Origin of the sequence: Salinicola sp. JS01 (assembly GCF_030284585.1) — a bacterium.
Taxonomy (GTDB): Bacteria; Pseudomonadota; Gammaproteobacteria; order Pseudomonadales; family Halomonadaceae; genus Salinicola.
Map to the genome: position 1 here is coordinate 1,391,344 of NZ_CP127244.1, position 21,524 is coordinate 1,412,867.

General features: G+C 64.8%; 17 protein-coding genes. 9 read left to right on the plus strand and 8 right to left on the minus strand.

Features of this window, described 5'->3' with window-relative positions:
- Positions 1-66: 66 nt before the first annotated feature.
- The gene (gene pilB, locus QO259_RS06345; RefSeq protein WP_285952214.1) at positions 67-1,794 is read right to left on the minus strand and encodes a type IV-A pilus assembly ATPase PilB; all 1,728 of its coding nucleotides are present in this window, start codon (positions 1,792-1,794) and stop codon (positions 67-69) included.
- A 241-nt stretch (positions 1,795-2,035) separates the two neighbouring features.
- On the opposite strand from pilB, the gene QO259_RS06355 reads away from it, so the two are divergent.
- Positions 2,036-2,557 carry a pilin gene (locus QO259_RS06355; RefSeq protein ID WP_353057319.1) on the plus strand — a complete coding sequence of 174 codons (522 nt, stop codon included), beginning with the start codon at positions 2,036-2,038 and terminating at the stop codon, positions 2,555-2,557.
- Positions 2,558-2,636: 79 nt separating this feature from the next.
- On the opposite strand, the gene QO259_RS06360 is transcribed toward QO259_RS06355, so the two are convergent.
- The gene (locus QO259_RS06360; RefSeq protein ID WP_035473735.1) at positions 2,637-2,921 is read right to left on the minus strand and encodes a hypothetical protein; all 285 of its coding nucleotides are present in this window, start codon (positions 2,919-2,921) and stop codon (positions 2,637-2,639) included.
- A 201-nt stretch (positions 2,922-3,122) separates the two neighbouring features.
- On the opposite strand from QO259_RS06360, the gene QO259_RS06365 reads away from it, so the two are divergent.
- The gene (locus QO259_RS06365) at positions 3,123-4,622 is read left to right on the plus strand and encodes a TrkH family potassium uptake protein (RefSeq protein WP_285952743.1); all 1,500 of its coding nucleotides are present in this window, start codon (positions 3,123-3,125) and stop codon (positions 4,620-4,622) included.
- A 188-nt stretch (positions 4,623-4,810) separates the two neighbouring features.
- Here the strand turns inward: QO259_RS06365 and QO259_RS06370 are convergent, their stop codons facing one another.
- Positions 4,811-6,013 (minus strand): 1-acyl-sn-glycerol-3-phosphate acyltransferase, encoded by a 1,203-nt coding sequence (locus tag QO259_RS06370; RefSeq protein ID WP_285952215.1) that lies wholly within the window; start codon positions 6,011-6,013, stop codon positions 4,811-4,813.
- Positions 6,010-6,936, minus strand: a complete 927-nt coding sequence (locus tag QO259_RS06375) for a recombination-associated protein RdgC (RefSeq protein WP_285952216.1) — start codon at positions 6,934-6,936, stop codon at positions 6,010-6,012. Before QO259_RS06375 ends, QO259_RS06370 begins: the two co-directional genes overlap by 4 nt.
- Before the next feature lie 161 nt (positions 6,937-7,097).
- On the opposite strand from QO259_RS06375, the gene QO259_RS06380 reads away from it, so the two are divergent.
- From QO259_RS06380 to rpsA, 7 genes are all read left to right on the plus strand, one after another.
- Entirely contained in the window at positions 7,098-7,529 is a 432-nt protein-coding gene (locus tag QO259_RS06380; protein WP_207037368.1) for an acyl-CoA thioesterase, read from the plus strand.
- Positions 7,530-7,698: 169 nt separating this feature from the next.
- Positions 7,699-10,410, plus strand: a complete 2,712-nt coding sequence (gene gyrA / locus QO259_RS06385) for a DNA gyrase subunit A (protein ID WP_207037369.1) — start codon at positions 7,699-7,701, stop codon at positions 10,408-10,410.
- Positions 10,411-10,601: 191 nt separating this feature from the next.
- Positions 10,602-11,690 (plus strand): 3-phosphoserine/phosphohydroxythreonine transaminase, encoded by a 1,089-nt coding sequence (gene serC, locus QO259_RS06390; RefSeq protein ID WP_285952217.1) that lies wholly within the window; start codon positions 10,602-10,604, stop codon positions 11,688-11,690.
- Between the two features lie 174 nt (positions 11,691-11,864).
- On the plus strand, positions 11,865-12,965 hold the full coding sequence (gene pheA, locus QO259_RS06395; RefSeq protein ID WP_035473721.1) for a prephenate dehydratase: 1,101 nt from the start codon (positions 11,865-11,867) through the stop codon (positions 12,963-12,965).
- 1 nt (position 12,966) lies between these two features.
- Positions 12,967-15,192, plus strand: coding sequence for a bifunctional prephenate dehydrogenase/3-phosphoshikimate 1-carboxyvinyltransferase (locus QO259_RS06400; RefSeq protein ID WP_285952218.1), 2,226 nt, complete (start codon positions 12,967-12,969; stop codon positions 15,190-15,192).
- Positions 15,189-15,869 carry a (d)CMP kinase gene (gene cmk / locus QO259_RS06405; RefSeq protein WP_285952219.1) on the plus strand — a complete coding sequence of 227 codons (681 nt, stop codon included), beginning with the start codon at positions 15,189-15,191 and terminating at the stop codon, positions 15,867-15,869. Before QO259_RS06400 ends, cmk begins: the two co-directional genes overlap by 4 nt.
- A gap of 219 nt (positions 15,870-16,088) precedes the next feature.
- Complete coding sequence (rpsA, locus tag QO259_RS06410; RefSeq protein WP_035473713.1) at positions 16,089-17,765, plus strand: 30S ribosomal protein S1; 1,677 nt, start codon at positions 16,089-16,091, stop codon at positions 17,763-17,765.
- A 296-nt stretch (positions 17,766-18,061) separates the two neighbouring features.
- Here the strand turns inward: rpsA and QO259_RS06415 are convergent, their stop codons facing one another.
- From QO259_RS06415 to QO259_RS06430, 4 genes are all read right to left on the minus strand, one after another.
- Entirely contained in the window at positions 18,062-18,457 is a 396-nt protein-coding gene (locus tag QO259_RS06415; RefSeq protein WP_285952220.1) for a hypothetical protein, read from the minus strand.
- A 73-nt stretch (positions 18,458-18,530) separates the two neighbouring features.
- Positions 18,531-19,250 carry an RNA methyltransferase gene (locus tag QO259_RS06420; RefSeq protein WP_285952221.1) on the minus strand — a complete coding sequence of 240 codons (720 nt, stop codon included), beginning with the start codon at positions 19,248-19,250 and terminating at the stop codon, positions 18,531-18,533.
- A 143-nt stretch (positions 19,251-19,393) separates the two neighbouring features.
- The gene (gene groL, locus QO259_RS06425) at positions 19,394-21,037 is read right to left on the minus strand and encodes a chaperonin GroEL (protein WP_035473704.1); all 1,644 of its coding nucleotides are present in this window, start codon (positions 21,035-21,037) and stop codon (positions 19,394-19,396) included.
- Positions 21,038-21,098: 61 nt separating this feature from the next.
- The gene (locus tag QO259_RS06430; RefSeq protein ID WP_035473701.1) at positions 21,099-21,392 is read right to left on the minus strand and encodes a co-chaperone GroES; all 294 of its coding nucleotides are present in this window, start codon (positions 21,390-21,392) and stop codon (positions 21,099-21,101) included.
- Positions 21,393-21,524 lie beyond the last annotated feature (132 nt).

The window sequence follows — 21,524 nt, forward strand, 5'->3', positions numbered from 1 at the left end:
GTGTCGGTTCTTATGCGGTATCGGTTCTTATGCGGCGTCAGTTCTTGGGGCGCTATGGGGCGTGGCTCAGTCGAGGGTCACCCGATTGACTTCCTCCAGGCTGGTCACGCCGCTGAGCGCCAGCTCGATGGCGCTCTGGCGCAGGCCGGGATAGCCGCGCTCACGCGCCAGCTGCGCCAGTTCCAGGGCGTGGCCGTCACGCATGATCAATTGGCTCATGGCGTCATCGATAGGCACCACTTCATAGATCCCCTGGCGACCCTTGTAGCCCAGCGTGCAGCGGTCGCAGCCGCCCGGGCGATAGAGCGTGGCGTTGGCCAGGCGCTCGCGTGATACGCCCTCGCCGAGCAGCACCTCGTCGGGCACTTGAGACGGCACCCGGCAGTGGGGGCAGAGCCGGCGCGCCAGGCGCTGCGCGATGATCAGCGACACCGAACTGGCGATATTGAAGCTTGCCAGCCCCATGTTGCGCAGTCGCGTCAGCGTCTCGGCGGCAGAGTTGGTGTGCAGGGTGGAGAGCACCAGGTGACCGGTCTGGGCCGCCTTGACCGCGATCTCTGCGGTTTCCAGATCGCGAATCTCACCGACCATCACCACGTCCGGGTCCTGGCGCAGAAAGGCGCGCAGGGCGCTGGCGAAATCGAGTCCGATACGTGACTGCACGTTGACCTGGTTGATGCCCGGTATCTTGAGTTCCACCGGGTCCTCGGCGGTGGAGATGTTGCGCTCCTCGGTATTGAGCCGATTGAGCCCGGTGTAGAGGGTCACCGTCTTGCCGCTGCCGGTGGGGCCGGTCACCAGAATCATCCCCTGGGGGCGCGCCAGGGCGCTTTCGAACAGCTCGCGCTGGGGCGGTGAAAAACCGAGCGCATCGATGCCCCATCCAGTGGCGCGGGCATCGAGCAGGCGTAGCACGATCTTCTCGCCGAATACCGTGGGCAGGCTGTTGACGCGAAAGTCGATGGCGCGCTGATCCTCCAGACGCAGTTTCATTGCGCCGTCCTGGGGCAGGCGGCGCTCGGAGATGTCCAGGCGTGCCATGACCTTGAGGCGGGCGGCGATGCGGGTGCGCAGGTTGAGCGGCGGGCGGGTCACCTCCAGCAGCATGCCGTCGATGCGAAAGCGCACCCGAAAGCTCGACTCGTAGGGCTCGAAGTGCACGTCCGAGGCCCCGCGCTGGATCGCATCGCGCAGCACGCGGTTGACGAAGCGCACGATCGGCGCGTCGTTGTCGCCACCGGCATCCAGGGCCGCGGCTTCCTCTTCCAGGTCGATCTCGCTGGTATCCAGCGTCACCGCATCGCTGGCTTCATCCAGCGCTTCGAGCATGCCCGAGGTGTCCTGGTGCTGCAGGCGGCGGGCCAGGGCGCGCTCGAGCTGGTCGAACGGCACCAGCACGCCGTCGATCGCAAGGCCAGTGGTGAACTGAAGTTCATCGAGCTTGGCCAGGGTGGCGGGAAAAGCGATCGCCACCGTCAGCCGGCGTTCGTCACGCGCCAGCGGCAGTACCTGGAAGCGGCCGATCAGCTTTTCCGCAATCGGTTCGATGATCGGCAGGCGTTCCCACACCACGTGCTGCAGGTCGAGAAACGGCAGCCCGTACTCGCGCGCCGCCGCCTCGCCGGCCTGACGCGGGTCGACCCGGCCCTGGCGCACCAGGAACTCGAGCAGCGTCTGCTCGGCGTCTCTCGCCGCCTGCTGCGCACGCTCGCACGCGCCAGCCTCGATCAGGCCGCGATCGATAAGGCGGCGGGCGATACCGCTACGGATGGCAGGGGAGGTGGTGGTCGGCACGTCGAGGCACCTTTCGCGAAGGATGTGGCCGCCGCGCTGGCGGAGGTCATATCCGCGCTATCGGCACCGCCAACTTTTTCTTTAAGAATTCTGAGACGTTGCCGATAAGCGATGTGCGTGTCACAAAATGTAACTTTGCGTATCGTTATGCCGCGGCGTATGGAAAGATGCGGCGCGACTCGGTCCGCACGGTACGGCGGTGACGCCGACCGGCACATCATCGACAAACGAGGGGGTTCCCATGCAAGGGCAATACAAGCGTCGAGCGCCACACCACCAGGGCGGTTTCACCCTGATCGAGCTGATGATCGTGGTCGCGATCATCGGTATTCTCGCCGCCATCGCCATTCCGCAGTATCAGAACTACGTGGCGAGATCCCGCTTCAGTGCTGCTTTGGCGACGCTGAAATCACTACAGACTCCGGCTGAGCTTGCCATTCAGCAGGGCACGTTTACTGGCAATGATCCTGCCGTTTTGGGTCTGAGCAACAGCGCAGTACAAAATGGAAGTATTTCTATCTCAGCTCCCAGCACCAGTGGCACGGGTGAGAGCGCTACTCAAACAGGCGCTAAGATTGTCTTTACTTTTGACAATGACGATAGTCAACCTGATGATTTTAAAGGGAAAAATATTACTTTGACACGTAATGTGACGTCGGTGAATAACAATACTGGGGCGGTGAACGGTGGAGGGTGGGTCTGTTCTACGAATGTCTCGGCTGCGGACGCCATTCCCTCATCTTGTACTTCAAGCACTTCATAACTGCGTGATTGGTGGTATAGAAACAGGCCGGCATATCGCCGGCCTTTCTCTTGTCCAGCGCACCACACACGCCCGCGGCTCAGTAGAGCGCCTTCTCCTCGCCCACGACTTCGCGCAGCACTTCCAGAAATAGCCGATCGGCATCGGAGTGCTCCTTGGGGTCTTCCGGGATATGCACGCTGGTGGTGTCGGAGATCTCGTTGGCGATGCGCGCCCACGCCTGCGGGTCGTTGCTGCCGTCCGAGTGGCGCTTGGCGATCGCCAGCGAATTTTCCAGGATGCCCGGCTCCTGCAGCAGTTTCTTGATGAAGGCGCGCAGCTCGTGAATGACGCGAACCTTCTGCATTTCCGAAGCGGAACTCATGGCACTCTCCTTGCTCGAGTCGGGAAGATGGCGCCACGATAGCACAGCCGCCGGCGCCGCCGTACTCGTCTGCGCCGGGTGTCGTGGCTGCCTGTCTGGCCCTCCCGCGGCGCTCGGTGTGCACGCTAGGGCAGGTGGCGGTGTCGCGGCGTGGCCGATTGGCCTATCATCGCCAGTCGTCTGGCGCGTCGGCAGCCGCTCATGGGGCGCGGCAGCGAAGTGAAGTGCGCATCGAAGGGGAGAGAGACGTTGCAAGACGCCAAGCCGATTCTCAAAGTTCTGGCGCTGTTGTTGATCGTGCTGGCCGTGTTCATGCTCCCGCCGATCGTGCTTCTGAAGCTGGAGGGCGATCCCGATCTGTGGGCCTTTCTGAAGTCGATGGCGCTGGTCGCGGCCACCTCGGCGGGCTTATTGGCGTGGACCTGGCACACGCCGGTCGAGCTCAAGACCCAGCACATGTTCATCCTAACGACCTCGAGCTGGGTGGTGATCAGCGCCTTCGCCAGTCTGCCGCTGGTGCTGGGTGCACCGCAGTTGTCGTTCACCGATGCGGTGTTCGAGTCGATCTCGGCGATCACCACCACCGGGTCGACCGTGCTCTCGGGTATCGAGCATCTCTCCGATGGCCTCAAGCTGTGGCGCGGTCTGATGCAGTGGCTGGGGGGGATCGGGATCATCGTCATGGCGATCGCGATCCTGCCGTTTCTCAAGGTCGGCGGTATGCGGCTGTTCCAGACCGAGTCCTCCGACTGGTCGGACAAGGTGCTGCCGCGTGCCGGCGGGATCGCCAAGGCCTCGGCGGTGATCTACCTGGGGCTGACGCTGGTGGCGATACTCAGCTATCGGCTGGCCGGCATGCAGACCCTGGATGCGATCGTGCACGCCATGAGTTCGGTCTCCACCGGCGGTTTCGCCAACTACGATGCCTCCTTCGGCATCTACGAGAGCCGCCCGCTGATCCTGTGGCTGGGCTGCGCCTTCATGCTCGCCGGGGCATTGCCGTTCGTACTCTACATTCGCCTGATCCGCGACTCGCGCGGCGCGCTGTGGCAGGACCAGCAGGTGCGCGGTCTGCTCACGCTGCTGGTGGTGGTGATCGGCACTTTGACCCTCTATCGGGTACTGGCCTTCCACGATGCGCCGTTCAGCGCGCTGACCGAGGTCGCCTTCAACGTGATCTCGGTGGTGACCACCACCGGCTATGCCAGCCAGGACTACAGTCTGTGGGGGCCGCTGGCGGTGACCACCTTCTTCTTCATCACCTTCGTCGGCGGCTGCAGCGGCTCGACCAGCGGCGGGATGAAGATATTCCGCTTCCAGATCGGTGGGCTGATGCTGCTCAACCAGCTGCGCTATCTGGTGCACCCCAGCGGGGTATTCGCCCAGCGCTACAATGGTCGCCCGCTCAACGATGAAGTGGTGAGGGCGGTCATCGCCTTCTCGTTCTTCTTCTTTCTGATCTTCGCGGTGCTCTCGCTGGCGCTGGCGGCTCTCGGGCTGGATATGGTCACCGCGACCACCGGCGCGGCCACCGCACTGGCCAACGTCGGCCCCGGCCTGGGGCCGATCATCGGCCCGGCGGGCAACTTCGCCAGCCTGCCGGATGCGGCCAAGTGGATTCTCTGTATCGGCATGCTGATGGGGCGCCTGGAGATTCTCACCGTGCTGGTGCTGCTGATGCCGTTCTTCTGGCGCAAGTGATGCCTCTTTGCCGTGGCAAGGCGCACGTTGGGGCGCCGGGGCGCGAAAACAGGCGCGCCCACGCCGGGTGAGGCGTGGGCGTGCTAGGCAGTCTGCTTTTTTGTGCTCGCCGCCGGCTTGGCGTTCGACGATTTAGCGTTCGCCGACTTTGAGGCCGGTCGTTGGCGCAACCGTCTGGGGCGACGCGCTTAGGACGCGTCGCTGTCCAGGCGCCCGGCGCGGTTGAGGATCGGGTTGGCGTACTGCTTCAGCCACCACGGGCGCAGCTCGGCCGGTACCTCTGCCAGACGCGCCTGGAAGCGTTCGCGATCTTCCACGGTGACTGCGGAGAGGTCGACCAGATCGGGGGCGAGCCCGGTCTCGGCCAGGGCCAGCTGATGGCTGGGGAACAGCGGGTAGTTCGAGAGTACCTGGCGGTCGATCTCGGCGGCCACCGCATCGGGGGAGTCGAAATCCGCCGACAGTGGCGTGCCGAAGGCCAGCTTGACCCGGCCCTTGTCGCCGATGATGCCGGAGACGATCGAGCGGATATCCTCGAACTCGACCTTCTGGTAGCGGCCGGCGGTCTCCTTGGCGTGCAGCTCGCGCGCCTTGAGCAGATCGCAGGGGTCGTACTCGTAGCTGATCGATACCGGCACGATCCGCAGTTCGCCTACCGCGCGGCCGACGTCGGCATCGTCCTCTTCCTGGCGCCTGGCCATGCACAGCATCTTGACGATGGCGCTGTCGGTGCGGTCGATCCCATCCTTGGCGCGGCCCTCGCGCTGGGCCAGCCACACCGAGTGGTTGTCGTCGCTGATCGAGTGGCGGATATAGCCCGAGAGTGACTGATAGGCCGCCAGCATGGCGCGCTTGCCCTTGACCGAGCGCGGCACGATGAAGCTCTTGTTGAGCCGCATCAGGTCGGTGACGAAAGGCTTCTGCAGCAGGTTGTCACCGATCGCGATGCGCACGGTGTCATGGCCACCGACATAGAGCGCATAGTTGACGAAGGCAGGGTCGAGGGCGATGTCGCGGTGGTTGCCGATGAACAGATACGCCTGATCCGGCGACAGCTGGTCGAGCCCTTCGACGCTGAAGCCCCGCGTGGTGCGCGCGATCATGTGCGCCATGTAGTCGGCGATACGCAGCTGGAAATCGCGGATGGTGGCGACCCCGCGCACCTCGCGGCGCAGGCGAAAACTGGCGAGGGCGCGAGCCAGCGGCGGTGCGATGCGCGCCAGCCGCGGCAAGCGGTAGCGGGTGATGGCGTCGAGCAGCTCGCTGTCCTGGGCCAGGCGTGCCAGCACGCCGGCGACTTCGTCGTCGTGATAAGGGCGAATGTCGGCGAAGCGATCGAGATCGATCGCCGCCTCGGCGCTGTTGGGCGGCGTGGTGGCGCTGTGCGTCATGGTGTCGGGGCCGACGTCTCGGCTTCACCGCCGAGCCAGTCGATCAGTTGTTCGATGAAGGTGGCGAGTGCCTGGGACATCAGCGCGAAATCGGTCTCCAGCGCCACCGCGGGATCGTCGCCATCCTCGGTCTGACTGGCTTCGTCGAGCAGGGCGTCGTCGAACTGCAGCGACTTCAGCGCCAGGTCGTCGTGCAGCACGGTGCGCAGCTGACCTTCGCTGCCGATGCTCAGCTTGCTGGCCTGGCGGCCGCCCTCGAGCAGCGACTGGATCTCCTCGCTGTCGAGATCGACCTGGCGCGCGCGCAGCACGCCGTCGTCCTCGGCGGCGCGCAGCTCGACCTGATCGCCCAGCAGCAGGCTGGGCGGCCGGCTGCCGGCGTCGCTCAGCCACTGGGTCATGCCGCGCGACGGCGGCGTGCGCGTCGCCAGCGGGGTGACCTTGAGCGAGCCCAGGGTCTGGCGCAGCAGATCCAGCACCTCTTCTGCGCGCTTGCGGCTAGAGGAGTTGATGCCGATCAGCCGGCGGCGGGTATCCCACCACAGCTCGACGCGTTGGGTGCGGGTGAAGGCCTGCGGCAGCAGTTCCTCCATCACCTGCTCCTTGAGCAGCTGGCGCTCGCGCCGCGGCAGCGGCTGGCCTTCGGCCTGTTCGCGCGCCTCGGCGCGCTCGGCGACCTCTTCATTGACCACCGACGCGGGCAGCAGGCGCTCCTGGCGCAGCATTGACAGCAGCCGCTGGCCCTGGATCTCGTGCACGCGCTGCTCGCGGCCACGGCCGGCCGGGGCACTCCAGCCGACCCGGCGAGCCTCGCGCGGCGAGACGGGGCGAAACGCAAATTCTGCCAAGGCGCTCTCCAGATCCTCCAGGGCGAGAATCTCGACGTCATGGCAGCGGTAAAGATGACAGTGCTTGAACCACATACGCCCGTGTTTCCGTTTGAAAGGAGGCACATTATGTCGAAAGGACCCAGGTGTTGCCACCGAGGTAGACCATTGGCATTTGCAGCGTTGTTTCAAACGAGCGTATGTTTCGAGGTCAGGAGCGGCGCGCGATCGGCGTCGCCAATGACCCGGAGATTCGCATGGATTCACGCATCACTCGTACCCAGGTTCGCGTCCGCGGCTTTCATCTGGATGGCTATGGCCACGTCAATCACGCCCGCTATCTCGAATTCCTGGAGGAGGGTCGCTGGGCCTTCGCCGATGAGCACCCCGCGTTCGCCGCGGGCATGGCCGAGGGCGTGGCGCTGGTCGCGGTCAACCTCAATATCGATTACCGCCGCGCTGCGGTGATCAACGACGACCTCGACATCGAGACCTGTCTGTCACATATCGGCGGGCGCAGCGCCCGGGTGGCCCACCGTATCGTGCATCGTGACAGCGGCGAGCTGGTGGTGAGCGCGCTGCTGACCTTCGTGCTGCTCGACCAGCGCAGCGGTGAGGTGGTGCCGCTCGAAGGGGTGTGGCGCGAGCGCCTCGAACCGCTGCTGGTCGCCGAGGCACAAGCGCGCTGAGCCGGCTACACCACTCGCGGAAAAGACGTCAATGCCTGCCTTTGGAAGCCCTGAAATGGTATGATCGGCAGATTGTGCGGCCGAGGGTCTCGGTCGCCTTGTCGGGGCTTCATTAACGCTGCCACGGTCGACTTCGGCCGTGGCAGCGGCGCAAAGGATTTGACGACCCATGGGTGATATCGCCAGAGAAATTCTGCCAGTCAACATCGAGGATGAGCTCAAGCAGTCCTACCTGGACTATGCGATGAGCGTCATCATCGGGCGCGCTCTGCCCGACGTCCGCGATGGCTTGAAGCCGGTGCACCGGCGCGTGCTCTACGCCATGCACGAGCTCGGCAACGACTGGAACAAGCCGTACAAGAAATCGGCGCGCGTGGTCGGCGATGTGATCGGTAAATATCACCCCCACGGCGACAGTGCGGTCTATGACACCATCGTGCGCATGGCGCAGCACTTTTCCATGCGCCACGTGCTGATCGATGGTCAGGGCAACTTCGGTTCCATCGACGGCGACAACGCCGCCGCCATGCGTTACACCGAGGTGCGCATGGCACGGCTCTCCCATGAGCTGCTGGCGGATCTCGAGAAGGATACGGTCGACTGGGTCGACAACTACGACGGCACCGAGCGGATTCCCGAGGTGCTGCCGACCAAGGTGCCCAACCTGCTGATCAACGGCGCTTCGGGCATCGCGGTGGGGATGGCGACCAATATTCCGCCGCACAACATGGTCGAGGTGATCAGCGGCTGTCTGGCGCTGATCCAGGACTACACCCTGACGGTCGACGACCTGATGGAGTACATCCCCGGCCCCGATTTCCCCACCGCCGGTATCATCAACGGCCGCGCCGGCATTCTCGAGGCGTATCGCACCGGGCGCGGGCGCATCTATGTGCGTGCCCGCCACACGGTCGAGTTCGACAAGAAGAGCGGACGCGACCAGATCGTCATCACCGAGCTGCCTTACCAGGTCAACAAGGCGCGGCTGATCGAGAAGATCGCCGAGCTGGTCAAGGAGAAGCGGGTCGAGGGGATCGCCGAGCTGCGCGACGAGTCCGACAAGGATGGTCTGCGCGTGGTGATCGAGATCAAGCGCGGCGAGTCCGGCGACGTGGTGGTCAACAACCTGTTTGCCCACACCCAGCTCGAGACCGTGTTCGGGATCAATATCGTCGCCCTCCATGACGGCCAGCCCAAGACGCTCAACTTGAAGGAGCTGCTGGAGGCGTTCATTCGCCACCGCCGCGAGGTGGTCACTCGGCGCACCCTGTTCGAACTCAAGAAGGCGCGCGAGCGCGGTCATATCCTCGAGGGGCTGGCGGTCGCCATCTCCAACATCGACGAGGTGATCGAGCTGATCAAGGCCTCGCCCAACGCGGCCGAGGCGAAGGAAAAGCTGATCGCCCGCGACTGGCAGCCGGGGCAGGTGACCGGCATGCTCGAGCGGGCCGGCGCCACTTCGTGCAAGCCCGAGGACCTCGACGAGGGCTACGGGCTCACCGACGACCGCGCGCTCTATCGGCTCTCGCCGGCCCAGGCCCAGGCGATTCTGGAGCTGCGCCTGCACCGTCTGACCGGGCTCGAGACCGAGAAACTGCTCGACGAGTACCTGAGCATTCTCGAGCGTATCGCCGAGCTCAACCATATCCTGGCCTCGCCGGACCGGCTGCTGGAGGTGATTCGAGAAGAGCTCGAAGGCATTCGCGATCAGTACGGCAACGCCCGCCTGACCGAGATCCAGACCAGCCGTCTCGATCTCACCATGGAAGACCTGATCGCCGAGGAGGACATGGTGGTCACGCTGTCGCGTGGCGGTTATGCCAAGACCCAGCCGATCTCCGACTACCAGGCGCAGAAACGCGGCGGGCGCGGCAAGTCGGCCACCAGCATGAAAGATGAAGACGTCATCGAGCATCTGGTGGTGGCCTCGACCCACGACACCATGCTGCTGTTCTCCAACCGCGGCAAGGTCTACTGGCTCAAGACCTACGAGATGCCCAATGCCAGTCGCGGGTCGCGCGGCAAGCCGCTGGTCAACCTGCTGCCGCTGGACGACGGCGAGTCGATCAACGCCATTCTGCCGGTGCGTGACTACAACCCGGAGAGCTACATCTTCTTCGCCACCGCCAGCGGCACGGTCAAGCGCACCTCGCTCGACCAGTTCTCGCGGCCGCGCAGCGTCGGTCTGATCGCGCTGGACCTGGAGGAGGGCGACCGCCTGATCGGCGCTGCCATCACCACCGGCAGCGACCACGTCATGCTGCTCTCCTCCAACGGCAAGGCGATCCGCTTCGAAGAGGGCCATGTGCGCCCGATGGGCCGGACCGCCCGCGGCGTGCGCGGCATGCGCCTGGCCGAGGGTGCCGAGGTGATCAGTCTGATCATCCCGCAGAGCCAGACCATCGATGCCGACGCCGACAACGAGCTCGACGGCGACACCGCCACCAGCGCGGATGGCAGCGAGGAGCAGATCTACATTCTGACCGCCTCCGAGCACGGCTATGGCAAGCGCACCCGGCTCGAGGAGTTTCCGATCCGCGGCCGCGGCGGCCAGGGCGTGATCGCGATGCAGACCACCGAGCGCAACGGCGCCCTGGTGGCGGCAATGCAGGTTCGCGACAGCGACGAGATGATGCTGATCACCGACCGCGGTACCCTGGTGCGTACCCGGGTCGGCGAGGTGTCGATCACCTCGCGCAATACCCAGGGGGTGACCCTGATCCGCACCAGCGAAGGTGAGCACCTGGTCAAGACGGTGCGGGTCGACGAGCCGCAGGACGAAGCGCTCGACGAGCCCGAGACGCCGCAGGAGACCGAGGCGGTCGATGCTGAAGTACCGCCGGAGGCCGGCGAGACGCCGCCGGCGGACGACGACGCCTGACGCCGCTGCGCCCCCGCTCGCCTTGGGTCGGGGCGCATTGCCGAGCTGGCCCGATGCGTGGGCCGGGCAGGGGCGGTGAGATGGGATTGGATGCAGGGGGTGGTGACCCCCTGATGATACGACCTGATGAACAAGCCCGGTCGAACGCAAGCGCCCGGGTCGAGTGAAAGAGCCCACGGGGAATTCCGAGAATGACACGTCTGCACAATTTCTGTGCCGGTCCGGCGGCCATGCCGACGGCGGTGCTGGAGCGCGCCCGCGCCGAGATGCTCGACTACCAGGGCCAGGGTCTGTCGGTGATGGAGATGAGTCACCGCAGCCCGACCTTCGAGGCGATCGCGGCCAAGGCCGAGCGCGATCTGCGTGATCTGCTCGCGATCCCCGACAACTACCGGGTGCTGTTCATGCAGGGCGGTGCCACCCTGCAGTTCGCCTGCGTGCCGCTCAATCTGCTGGGGCAGGGCGGGACACCCAACTATCTCGATACCGGCATCTGGTCGAGCAAGGCGATCAAGGAGGCGGACCACCTGGCCGCCTCGCACATTGCCGCTTCGAGCCGCGAGAGCGGCTACGTGCAGGTGCCACGCCAGGGCGACATCGCGCTCTCCGCGGATGCGGCCTACTTGCACTACTGTCACAACGAGACCATCGGCGGGCTGGCCTTCGATTACATCCCCGAACTCGCTGCCGACGTGCCGCTGGTCTGCGACATGTCGTCGTCGATCCTCTCCACGCCGCTGGACGTGAGCCGCTTCGGGGTGATCTACGCCGGCGCGCAGAAGAACATCGGCCCCGCCGGCATCACCGTGGTCATCGTGCGCGAGGACCTGCTCGAGCGGGCGCGGCCCTCGGCGCCCTCGCTGCTCGGCTGGAAGGTCTACGCCGACAACGATTCGATGATCAATACGCCGCCGACCTACGCCTGGTATCTCGCCGGGCTGGTGTTCGAGTGGCTCAAGAACGACATCGGCGGCGTCGCCGAGATGGAAGCGATCAACCGGCGCAAGAGCGAAGCGCTCTACGCGGCGATCGACGCCAGCGACTTCTACGCCAACCCGATCGCGCCGGCCAACCGCTCGCTGATGAACGTGCCGTTTACGCTGGCGGACGCGTCGCTCAACGGCGACTTCCTCGCGGATGCCGAAGCCGAGGGGTTGCTCAATCTCAAGGGGCATCGCAGCGTCGGCGGCATGCGCGCGAGCCTTTACAATGCCGTCAGCGAGGCCGACGTGCAGGCGCTGATCACCTTCATGGCCGATTTCGAACGTCGCCGCGGCTGAGAGGGCGTTTACAAATTCGGCGAGCGAAGGCAAGACAAGGCAAAATCGGTCGAAAAAGCGGAGTTTACACGGGGTAAATGAGCATTTTGAGGCCGATTTTAACGCCGTATTGCCGAGTGCAGGCATTTTATAAACACCCTCTGAGTGGCGGCCGCATGCAGCCAGGACATGCCCATGACTGACAACACCGACAAGCCGCTGGATCTCGCGTCCCTGCGCCAGCGTATCGACAGCATCGACAGCGAGCTTCTGCGCCTGATCAGCGAGCGCGCCGAGTGCGCCGCCCAGGTCGCTCAGGTCAAGACCGCCGACGACCCCGATGCCGTGTTCTACCGCCCCGAGCGTGAGGCCCAGGTGCTGCGCCGGGTGATGGAGCGTAATCCCGGGCCTCTCAACGGCGAAGAGATGGCGCGGCTGTTCCGCGAGATCATGTCTGCCTGCCTGGCGCTGGAGAAGCCGATCAAGGTCGCCTATCTGGGGCCGGAGGGTACCTTTACCCAGCAGGCGGCGCTCAAGCACTTCGGCCATAGCGCGATCAGCCTGCCGATGGCGGCGATCGACGAGGTGTTTCGCGAGGTCGAGGCGGGTGCGGTCAACTACGGGGTGGTGCCGGTGGAGAACTCCACCGAGGGCGTGGTCAACAACACCCTCGACTCGTTCATGGACTCCGGCCTGCACATCAGCGGCGAGGTGGTGCTGCGCATCCACCATCACCTGCTGGTCTCCAATATCACGCGCCAGGACAAGATCTCGCGGATCTACTCGCATCCGCAGTCGTTCGCCCAGTGTCGCAAGTGGCTCGATGCACACTATCCCCATGCCGAGCGGGTGGCGGTCTCGTCCAACGCCGAGGCCGCAAGGCTGGTCAAGACCGAGTGGCACAGCGCGGCGATCGCCGGCGACATGGCCGCCCAGCTCTACGGTCTCGACCATGTCGCCGAGAAGATCGAGGATCGCCCGGACAACTCCACGCGCTTTCTGATCATCGGCAACGAGTCGGTGCCGCCCTCGGGCCAGGACAAGACCTCGATCGTGGTCGCCATGCGCAACCAGCCGGGGGTGCTGCACGGTCTGCTCGAACCCTTCCATCGCCACGCCATCGATCTCACCCGGCTGGAGACGCGGCCGTCGCGTAATGGCGTCTGGACCTATGTCTTCTTCATCGACTTCAAGGGGCATGTCGACGACCCGGCTGTCGCCGGCGTACTGGAGTCGGTGAAGCAGCACGCCTCCGATATGAAAGTGCTCGGCTCCTATCCGGTGGGTGTGCTCTAGGATGTCGGCAGAGACCGCGCCCACGCTGCTCATCGTCGGGCTGGGCATGATCGGCGGCTCGCTGGCCGCCGCGCTCAAGGCGGCGGGTTATCGGGGCACGCTGCTGGGCTGCGACCGCAATGGCGACGAGATCGCCACCGGGCTGGCTATGGGGGTGATCGACGACGGCGGCAGTGCGCTGACGCCGTTGGTTGAGCGTGCCGATATCGTGGTGCTGGCGGTGCCGGTGCTGGCAATGCCGGCGGTGTTCGAGGCGCTGGCCCCGGTGCTGGGGGCGCGTATCGTCACCGATGTCGGCAGCACCAAGCGCGCAGTGTGCGACGCCGCGCGGCGGGTCTTCGGCACGCTGCCCGCGCGCTTCGTCCCCGGTCACCCCATCGCCGGCTCGGAGAAGAGCGGGGTCGCCGCCGCCAACCCCACGCTCTATCGTCATCATAAGGTGATCCTGACCCCGGAAGCGGAGACCGATCCGGCGGCAGTACAGGCGGTGCGCGACCTGTGGGAGCTGTGCGGCGCCCAGGTGCTGGAGATGCCGGTGGCGCGCCACGACCAGGTGCTGGCGCGTACCAGTCACTTGCCGCATCTGCTCGCCTTTTCGCTGGTCGATACCCTGGCGCGCCAGGACGAGCGGCTGGAGATCTTCCGCTACGCCGCCGGCGGCTTTCGCGACTTCACCCGCATCGCCGGCAGCGACCCGGTGATGTGGCGCGATATCTTCACCGCCAACCGCGACGCGCTTCTCGGCGCGCTGGACGACTTCGAGAGCGGGCTGGCGCGATTGCGTCGCGCGGTCGAGCAGGGTGACAGCGATGCCATGCTGGGCACCTTCGACCGGGCCAGCCACGCGCGACACTATTTCCAAACGCTGTTGAATCAGACGAGTTATCAAGCCATGGAATCACGACAGGTGCAGTATCGGGTCTCGCCCGGCGGGTCGGTCAGCGGGCGTATCCGCGTGCCCGGCGACAAGTCCATCTCCCACCGCTCGATCATGCTCGGCGCTCTGGCCGACGGGGTGACCGAGGTCAAGGGCTTTCTCGAGGGCGAGGACAGCCTGGCGACGCTGCAGGCGTTCCGCGACATGGGCGTGGCGATCGAAGGGCCGCACCAGGGGCGCGTGACCATCCATGGGGTCGGTCTGCATGGGCTCAAGCCGCCCGCCGGCCCGCTCTACGTGGGCAACTCCGGCACCGCCATGCGGCTGTTCGCCGGGCTGCTCGCCGGGCAGGCCTTCGACACCGAGCTCACCGGTGACGCCTCGCTGACCAAGCGCCCCATGGCGCGCGTTGCCGATCCGCTGCGGCTGATGGGTGCACGTATCGACACCGCCGAGGGCGGGCGTCCGCCGCTGAAGATTCATGGCGGGCAGCCGCTCAAGGGCATCGACTACGACATGCCGATGGCCAGCGCCCAGGTCAAGTCCTGCCTGCTGCTGGCGGGGCTCTACGCCGAGGGCGAGACCCGTGTGCGCGAGCCGGCGCCGACCCGCGACCATACCGAGCGTATGCTCAACGGCTTCGGCTACGCGGTGACCCGCGAGGGCGACGTGGCACGCCTGAGCGGCGGCGGCAAGCTGACCAGCGCACCGATCGACGTGCCATCGGACATCTCCTCGGCGACCTTCTTCCTGGTCGCTGCGGCGATCACGCCGGGGGCCGATCTGGTGCTCGAGCATGTCGGCGTCAACCCGACCCGCATCGGGGTGATCAACATTCTCAAGCTGATGGGCGCCGACCTGCGCCTGGAGAATCCGCGCGAGGTGGGCGGTGAGCCGGTAGCCGATCTGCATATCCGCTATGCGCCGCTCAAGGGGATCGATATCCCGGTCGACCAGGTACCGCTGGCGATCGATGAATTCCCGGCGCTGTTCGTTGCGGCAGCCAACGCCGAGGGTACGACTCGGCTGCGCGGCGCCGAAGAGCTGCGGGTCAAGGAGTCCGATCGCATTCAGGCGATGGCCGATGGCCTGGCGATCCTGGGGGTCGACGCCACGGTGTTCGAGGATGGCATCGACATCGTCGGCAAGGGCGGCGAAAGCGCCAACTATGGTGGCGGCCGGGTCGACAGCCTCGGCGACCACCGCATCGCCATGGCCTTCACCGTGGCCGCGCTGCGCGCCAGCGCGCCGATCGAGATCGACGACTGCGCCAACGTGGCGACCTCTTTCCCCGGCTTCGTGGCGCTGGCCGAGCGGGTGGGACTCACCCTCAAGGAGGTGGAGGCATGAGTCAGACCTCGCCTGTCCTCACCATCGATGGCCCCGGTGGCGCCGGCAAGGGCACCATCAGTCGCATGATCGCCGAACGCCTGGGCTGGCACCTGCTCGATTCCGGTGCTCTCTACCGGCTCACCGCGCTGGCAGCGCTGCGCAAGGAGATGGCGCTGGACGATGTCGAGCGGCTGACCCGCCAGGCCCAGCGGCTGGACGTGGTGTTCGCGGTGGAGGACGGTGCGGCGCGTATCCTACTCGAGGGCGATGACGTGACCCGGGCGATTCGCCGCGAAGAAGTGGGCAACGCCGCTTCCCAGGTAGCCGCACTGCCGCCGGTGCGCGAAGCGCTGCTGCAGCGTCAGCGCGACTTTCGCCAGGCGCCCGGGCTGGTGGCCGACGGTCGCGACATGGGTACCGTGGTGTTCATCGACGCGCCGCTGAAGATCTATCTCACCGCCTCGGCCGAGGAGCGTGCCCAGCGTCGCCTGCACCAATTGCGCGAGGCCGGTGAAGATGCTAGACTCGCGACCCTTTTGGAAGAAATCCAAGCGCGCGATGCGCGTGATATGCAGCGTGCGGTAGCCCCGCTCAAGCCGGCCGAAGATGCCGTCGAGCTGGACACCACGCAGCTGGATATACCGGAAGTCGTGGAGCGTATCGAAACACTGCTGGCCGAGCGCGGCCTGACCTGAGAGCTTCTCGAGTCGTGCGCCCGCCGGTGGAATGACGACACACTTCCGCTCCCGGGGCCCCTGGCAAGATGTGAAGACGTGCGGCGACATCGACAGTCAAGTCGCGGCAGGTCGAACCAGCGCCAACATCCCCAGGGATATGTCGATAAGGCCCGTACTCGCTGGTGGTACGGAGGAAGGCGGCCCGCCCGCCATCAACGTTGATCACGTAGGAATCACATGAGCGAAAGCTTTGCTGAACTGTTCGAACAATCTCTCCAGGACATCAACATGGAGCCCGGTGCCATCGTCATGGCAACCGTGGTCGACATCGAAGGCGACTGGATCACCGTCAACGCCGGTCTGAAGTCCGAGGGTCAGATCCCCGCGGCGCAGTTCCGCGACGACAACGGTGAGATGACCATCGCGGTCGGTGACGAAGTCAAGGTCGCACTGGAAGCCGTTGAAGACGGTTTCGGTGAAACCCGTCTGTCGCGCGAGAAGGCCAAGCGCGCCGAAGCGTGGAAAGAACTGGAAGCGGCCTTCGAGAAAGACGAAATCGTCAAGGGCGTGATCAACGGCAAGGTCAAGGGCGGCTTTACCGTCGACGTTTCCTCGATCCGTGCGTTCCTGCCGGGTTCGCTGGTCGACGTGCGTCCGGTTCGCGACACCGCGCACCTGGAGCACAAAGAGCTGGACTTCAAGGTCATCAAGCTCGATCCGAAGCGCAACAACGTCGTCGTCTCTCGCCGTGCCGTGCTCGAAGCCGAGAACAGCGCCGAGCGTGAAGCGCTGCTCGCCACGCTGCAGGAAGGCCAGCAGATCAACGGTATCGTCAAGAACCTCACCGACTACGGCGCCTTCGTCGACCTCGGTGGCGTCGACGGCCTGCTGCACATCACCGACATGGCGTGGAAGCGCATCAAGCACCCGAGCGAGATCGTGGCCGTCGGCGACGAGATCAATGTCAAGGTGCTCAAGTTCGACCGCGAGCGCAACCGCGTATCGCTGGGCCTGAAGCAGCTGGGCGAAGACCCCTGGGTCAACATCGTCGACCGCTACCCGGAAGGCACCAAGGTCAACGCCCGCGTTACCAACCTGACCGACTACGGCTGCTTCGCCGAGCTGGAAGAGGGTGTCGAAGGTCTGGTTCACGTCTCCGAAATGGACTGGACCAACAAGAACATCCATCCGTCCAAGGTGGTTCAGGTCGGTGACGACGTCGAAGTCATGGTTCTCGACATCGACGAAGAGCGTCGTCGTATCTCCCTGGGTATCAAGCAGTGCACCACCAACCCGTGGGAAGACTTCAACGCGCGCTACAACAAGGGCGACCGCGTTGCCGGTACCATCAAGTCGATCACCGACTTCGGTATCTTCATCGGTCTGGAAGGCGGCATCGACGGTCTGGTGCACCTCTCCGACATCTCCTGGAGCGAAGCTGGCGAAGAAGCGGTACGTCAGTTCAAGAAGGGCGACGAAGCGGAAGCCGTCATCCTCTCGATCGATCCGGAGCGTGAGCGCATCTCGCTGGGCATCAAGCAGCTCGAGACCGATCCGGTTTCCGAGTTCCTGGCTGTCAACGACAAGGGCTCCGTGGTCACCGGCCGCATCATCGAAGTCGATGCCAAGGAAGCTCACGTCGAACTGGCCACCGATGTCATCGGTATCCTCAAGGCCTCCGAGATCAGCGCCGACCGCGTCGAAGATGCGCGCAACGTGCTGAACGAAGGTGATAGCGTCGAAGCCAAGATCGTCAACGTCGATCGCAAGAGCCGCGCCATCAACCTGTCGATCAAGGCCAAGGATCAGGTCGACACGCGTCGCAACATGACCAAACTGCGCGATCAGGAAGTCGAGACCAACGGTCCGACCACCATCGGTGATCTGATCAAGCAGCAGATGGGCCAGGACTGATCCTTCGGATTCGGTCTTCCCATGAAAAACAGCGCCTTCGGGCGCTGTTTTTTTATGTCTGTCACTCGCTGATCGGTGGGGCGGTGATGGCGCCTCTCCGCGCGCGACGACGAACGCCTTTCAAAAAGCCGGTAGACGATAGTGGGCTCCTCCGGCGGCAGGGTGTCGCGAGGGCGCTGTGAACCCCTCCCTGGGCGCTACCTTTGCCATCCCTGGCAAAGGACCCTCGCTTTGCCCTGCCCCCGGCGCCCTTCGTCAAAGGCTTTGGAAAATCGTCACAGATTGGGTACGAGCGCTCAGCGCTTCAGCCAGCCGCGCCAGCCTCGTCCGCTCTGTGTCGTGCCCGCGGTCGCAGCGTGGTGGCCGGAGAGCTCAGCGATGGCCTGCTTGAGCGGCTGGGTGATGGCATCCAGATGATAGCTGCAGAGCGAGGGATCCAGTGCTGCCGGGCACTGCGCCATCAGCAGGCCGCAGTGGTAGGTAGCGACATCCAGCGAGGCGTGCACCGGCGGGAAGGGGGAAGCCTCTTCGCGACAGCGCTTGAGCTCGCGCAGCAGCATCTTCAGCATCTCGGCGTCCAGCCAGCACGGCGTCGCCGACGAGGTGGCAGCGGGCAGCGACTGGCGTACGGCCTGAAAGGAGACCAGCAGAAAGACGCAGGTGTAGTGAAGTCGGGAGCGCTCTGAATGCATGGGTCACCATCACTCTGTTGATGAGAGTGATTACCATTCTCTATGGCTTGGATGTCCGTGTCAAAGCCTGTCGTCAATCGTGGCGTTCGAGCGCATTGAGCACGCCGCGCAGAATCGAGAGCTCCTTGCGGCTGGGCTCGGCGCGGGCGAACAGGGCGCGCAGGTGCGCTTCGGTCTTGGCGTGGGGCTGGTTGAGGAAGCCGGCGCTGTCGAGCGCGCGGTGCAGGTGCGCATGGAAGTGCTCGAGCTGCGCAAGCGTCGGGTAGATCGCTTCTCGCGATGCTGGCGTTTCGGCGACGGCGGTGCGACTGGCCTGACGGAACGCCTCGTAGGCGACGATCTGGACCGCCTGGGAGAGGTTGAGTACGCCGTACTCGGGGTTAGCGGGGATGTTGAGCTGATGCGTGCAGTGGCCGATCTCGTCGTTGGTGAGCCCGGAGCGCTCGCGCCCGAAGACCACGGCCACCGGGCCATCGGAAAGGCGCTGCCAGGCCGCCTCGAGCATGGCATCCGGGGCGTGATAGCAGGGTAGCGGCAGGCTGCGCAGGCGCGCGCTGGCGCCGATCACCTGCACGCAGTCGGCCACCGCCTCTTCCAGCGAGTCGACCACCCGGCAGTTCTCGACCAGATCGAGGGCGCCGGCCGCCAGGCGGCTCGCTTCGGGGTCGGGGAACTGGCGCGGCGCCACCAGTACCAGGTCGCTCAGGCCCATGGTCTTCATCGCCCGCGCGCTGGCGCCGATATTGCCGGGGTGATAGGTCTGGACGAGGACGATACGAATACGCTCGAGCATGCGAGAAGGCTCCTGAAACGAGACGGCGGGAGCGGCAGCATCGCGGAACGCGCGCTGAACCCAAGACCCTGAACCAAAAAAAGCCCCGCCAGTGGCGGGGCTTTCCATGATACCTGAAAGTCTCAGGCGATGGCGGGGGAGGCTTACATCATGCCGCCCATGCCACCCATGCCACCCATGTCCGGCGCGCCGCCACCGGCGGCTTTCTCTTCCGGATCCTCGGCGATCATCGCTTCGGTGGTGATCATCAGGCCACCCACGGAAGCGGCGGACTGCAGCGCGGTGCGGGTCACCTTGGCCGGGTCGAGGACGCCCATCTCGAACAGGTCGCCGTACTCACCGGTCTGCGCGTTGTAGCCGAAGTTGCCTTCGCCATCCTTGACGCGGTTGATGATGACCGACGCCTCTTCACCAGCGTTGGTGACGATCTGGCGCAGCGGAGACTCCATGGCACGCAGCGCGATGGCGATGCCGTGGGTCTGGTCTTCGTTGTCGCCGGTCAGGCCATTGACCATGGTCAGCACGCGGACCAGGGCGGTACCACCGCCAGGCACGACGCCTTCCTCGACCGCTGCACGAGTGGAGTGCAGGGCGTCTTCGACGCGGGCCTTCTTCTCTTTCATCTCGAACTCGGTGGCGGCGCCGACGCGGATGACGGCAACACCGCCAGCCAGCTTGGCGACGCGCTCCTGCAGCTTCTCGCGGTCGTAGTCAGAGGAGGTTTCCTCGATCTGCGCGCGGATCTGGCTGACACGAGCTTCGATGTCGGACTCGACGCCGGCACCATCGATGATGGTGGTGTTTTCCTTGGACATGGTGACGCGCTTGGCGCTGCCCAGGTGATCCAGGTTGGCCTGCTCGAGGTTCAGACCGACCTCTTCGGAGATCACGGTACCGCCGGTCAGGATGGCGATGTCCTGCAGCATGGCCTTGCGGCGGTCGCCGAAGCCCGGTGCCTTGGCCGCCGCGACCTTGACGATGCCGCGCATGTTGTTGACCACCAGCGTGGCCAGCGCTTCGCCTTCGATGTCTTCGGCGATGATCACCAGCGGCTTGCCAGCCTTGGCGACGGATTCCAGCACCGGCAGCAGTTCACGGATGTTGGAGACCTTCTTGTCCACCAGCAGCAGGTAGGGGTCTTCGAGCTCGACCGCCATGGTTTCCTGGTTGGTGACGAAGTAGGGCGAGAGGTAGCCGCGATCGAACTGCATGCCTTCGACCACTTCCAGCTCGTCTTCGAAACCGCGACCTTCGTCGACGGTGATGACGCCTTCCTTGCCGACCTTCTCCATCGCTTCGGCGATGATCTCACCGATGCGCGCGTCGCCGTTGGCGGAGATGGTGCCGACCTGAGCGATCGCCTTGGCGTCGGTGCAGGGCACGGAGAGCGACTGGATGTGCTTGACGGCTTCGGCGACGGCCTTGTCGATGCCGCGCTTCAGGTCCATCGGGTTCATGCCGGCGGCAACACCCTTGAGACCTTCGTTGACGATCGACTGGGCCAGAACGGTAGCGGTGGTGGTGCCGTCACCGGCGGCGTCGGAGGTCTTGGAAGCGACTTCCTTGACCATCTGCGCGCCCATGTTCTCGAAGCGGTCTTTCAGCTCGATCTCTTTGGCGACGGAAACACCGTCCTTGGTGACGGTCGGTGCGCCGAAGGATTTCTCGAGCACGACGTTGCGGCCTTTCGGACCCAGCGTGGCCTTGACGGCGTCGGCGAGAACGTTGACGCCGCGAACCATGCGCTTGCGGGCATCATCAGAGAACTTGACTTGTTTAGCTGCCATTGTCCGATCTTCCTAAATGCTATGCGTGGAAACGTGATGAATCAGCGAGTCGAGCGATCGATCAGCCTTCGACGACGGCCAGGATGTCGCTCTCGCTCATGATCAGAACTTCTTCGCCGTCGACCTTCTGCTTCTCGACGCCGAAGCCTTCCTTGAAGATGACGGTATCGCCGACCTTGACGTCCAGGGCGCGAACTTCGCCGTTGTCGAGGATGCGGCCGTTGCCGACGGCGAGGATCTCACCGCGGGTCGGCTTCTCCTGGGCGTTGCCCGGAAGCACGATGCCGCCGGCAGTTTTCTGCTCTTCTTCTGTGCGACGTACGATGACGCGATCGTGCAAGGGACGGATTTTCATTGCTCACGTTCTCCTGATGGTTGCATGTTGCAAATGCACGTTCCCGGTGAGCCAGGCTCAGCGGGAGAAGGCTTGCGCCTTCCGGTTAATGGGCCTGATGGCCTAAAGCTATCGCTGCTGCCTTGATTGGGT

Excerpts from the sequence above, each read along its gene's own strand:
- QO259_RS06355 (WP_353057319.1), top strand. The coding sequence starts at position 2,036 with ATGCAAGGGCAATACAAGCGTCGAGCGCCACACCACCAGGGCGGTTTC.
- QO259_RS06360 (WP_035473735.1), bottom strand. The coding sequence starts at position 2,921 with ATGAGTTCCGCTTCGGAAATGCAGAAGGTTCGCGTCATTCACGAGCTG.
- QO259_RS06365 (WP_285952743.1), top strand. The coding sequence starts at position 3,123 with ATGGGGCGCGGCAGCGAAGTGAAGTGCGCATCGAAGGGGAGAGAGACG.
- QO259_RS06370 (WP_285952215.1), bottom strand. The coding sequence starts at position 6,013 with ATGACGCACAGCGCCACCACGCCGCCCAACAGCGCCGAGGCGGCGATC.
- QO259_RS06375 (WP_285952216.1), bottom strand. The coding sequence starts at position 6,936 with ATGTGGTTCAAGCACTGTCATCTTTACCGCTGCCATGACGTCGAGATT.
- QO259_RS06380 (WP_207037368.1), top strand. The coding sequence starts at position 7,098 with ATGGATTCACGCATCACTCGTACCCAGGTTCGCGTCCGCGGCTTTCAT.
- gyrA (WP_207037369.1), top strand. The coding sequence starts at position 7,699 with ATGGGTGATATCGCCAGAGAAATTCTGCCAGTCAACATCGAGGATGAG.
- serC (WP_285952217.1), top strand. The coding sequence starts at position 10,602 with ATGACACGTCTGCACAATTTCTGTGCCGGTCCGGCGGCCATGCCGACG.
- pheA (WP_035473721.1), top strand. The coding sequence starts at position 11,865 with ATGACTGACAACACCGACAAGCCGCTGGATCTCGCGTCCCTGCGCCAG.
- QO259_RS06400 (WP_285952218.1), top strand. The coding sequence starts at position 12,967 with ATGTCGGCAGAGACCGCGCCCACGCTGCTCATCGTCGGGCTGGGCATG.
- cmk (WP_285952219.1), top strand. The coding sequence starts at position 15,189 with ATGAGTCAGACCTCGCCTGTCCTCACCATCGATGGCCCCGGTGGCGCC.
- rpsA (WP_035473713.1), top strand. The coding sequence starts at position 16,089 with ATGAGCGAAAGCTTTGCTGAACTGTTCGAACAATCTCTCCAGGACATC.
- QO259_RS06415 (WP_285952220.1), bottom strand. The coding sequence starts at position 18,457 with ATGCATTCAGAGCGCTCCCGACTTCACTACACCTGCGTCTTTCTGCTG.
- QO259_RS06420 (WP_285952221.1), bottom strand. The coding sequence starts at position 19,250 with ATGCTCGAGCGTATTCGTATCGTCCTCGTCCAGACCTATCACCCCGGC.
- groL (WP_035473704.1), bottom strand. The coding sequence starts at position 21,037 with ATGGCAGCTAAACAAGTCAAGTTCTCTGATGATGCCCGCAAGCGCATG.
- QO259_RS06430 (WP_035473701.1), bottom strand. The coding sequence starts at position 21,392 with ATGAAAATCCGTCCCTTGCACGATCGCGTCATCGTACGTCGCACAGAA.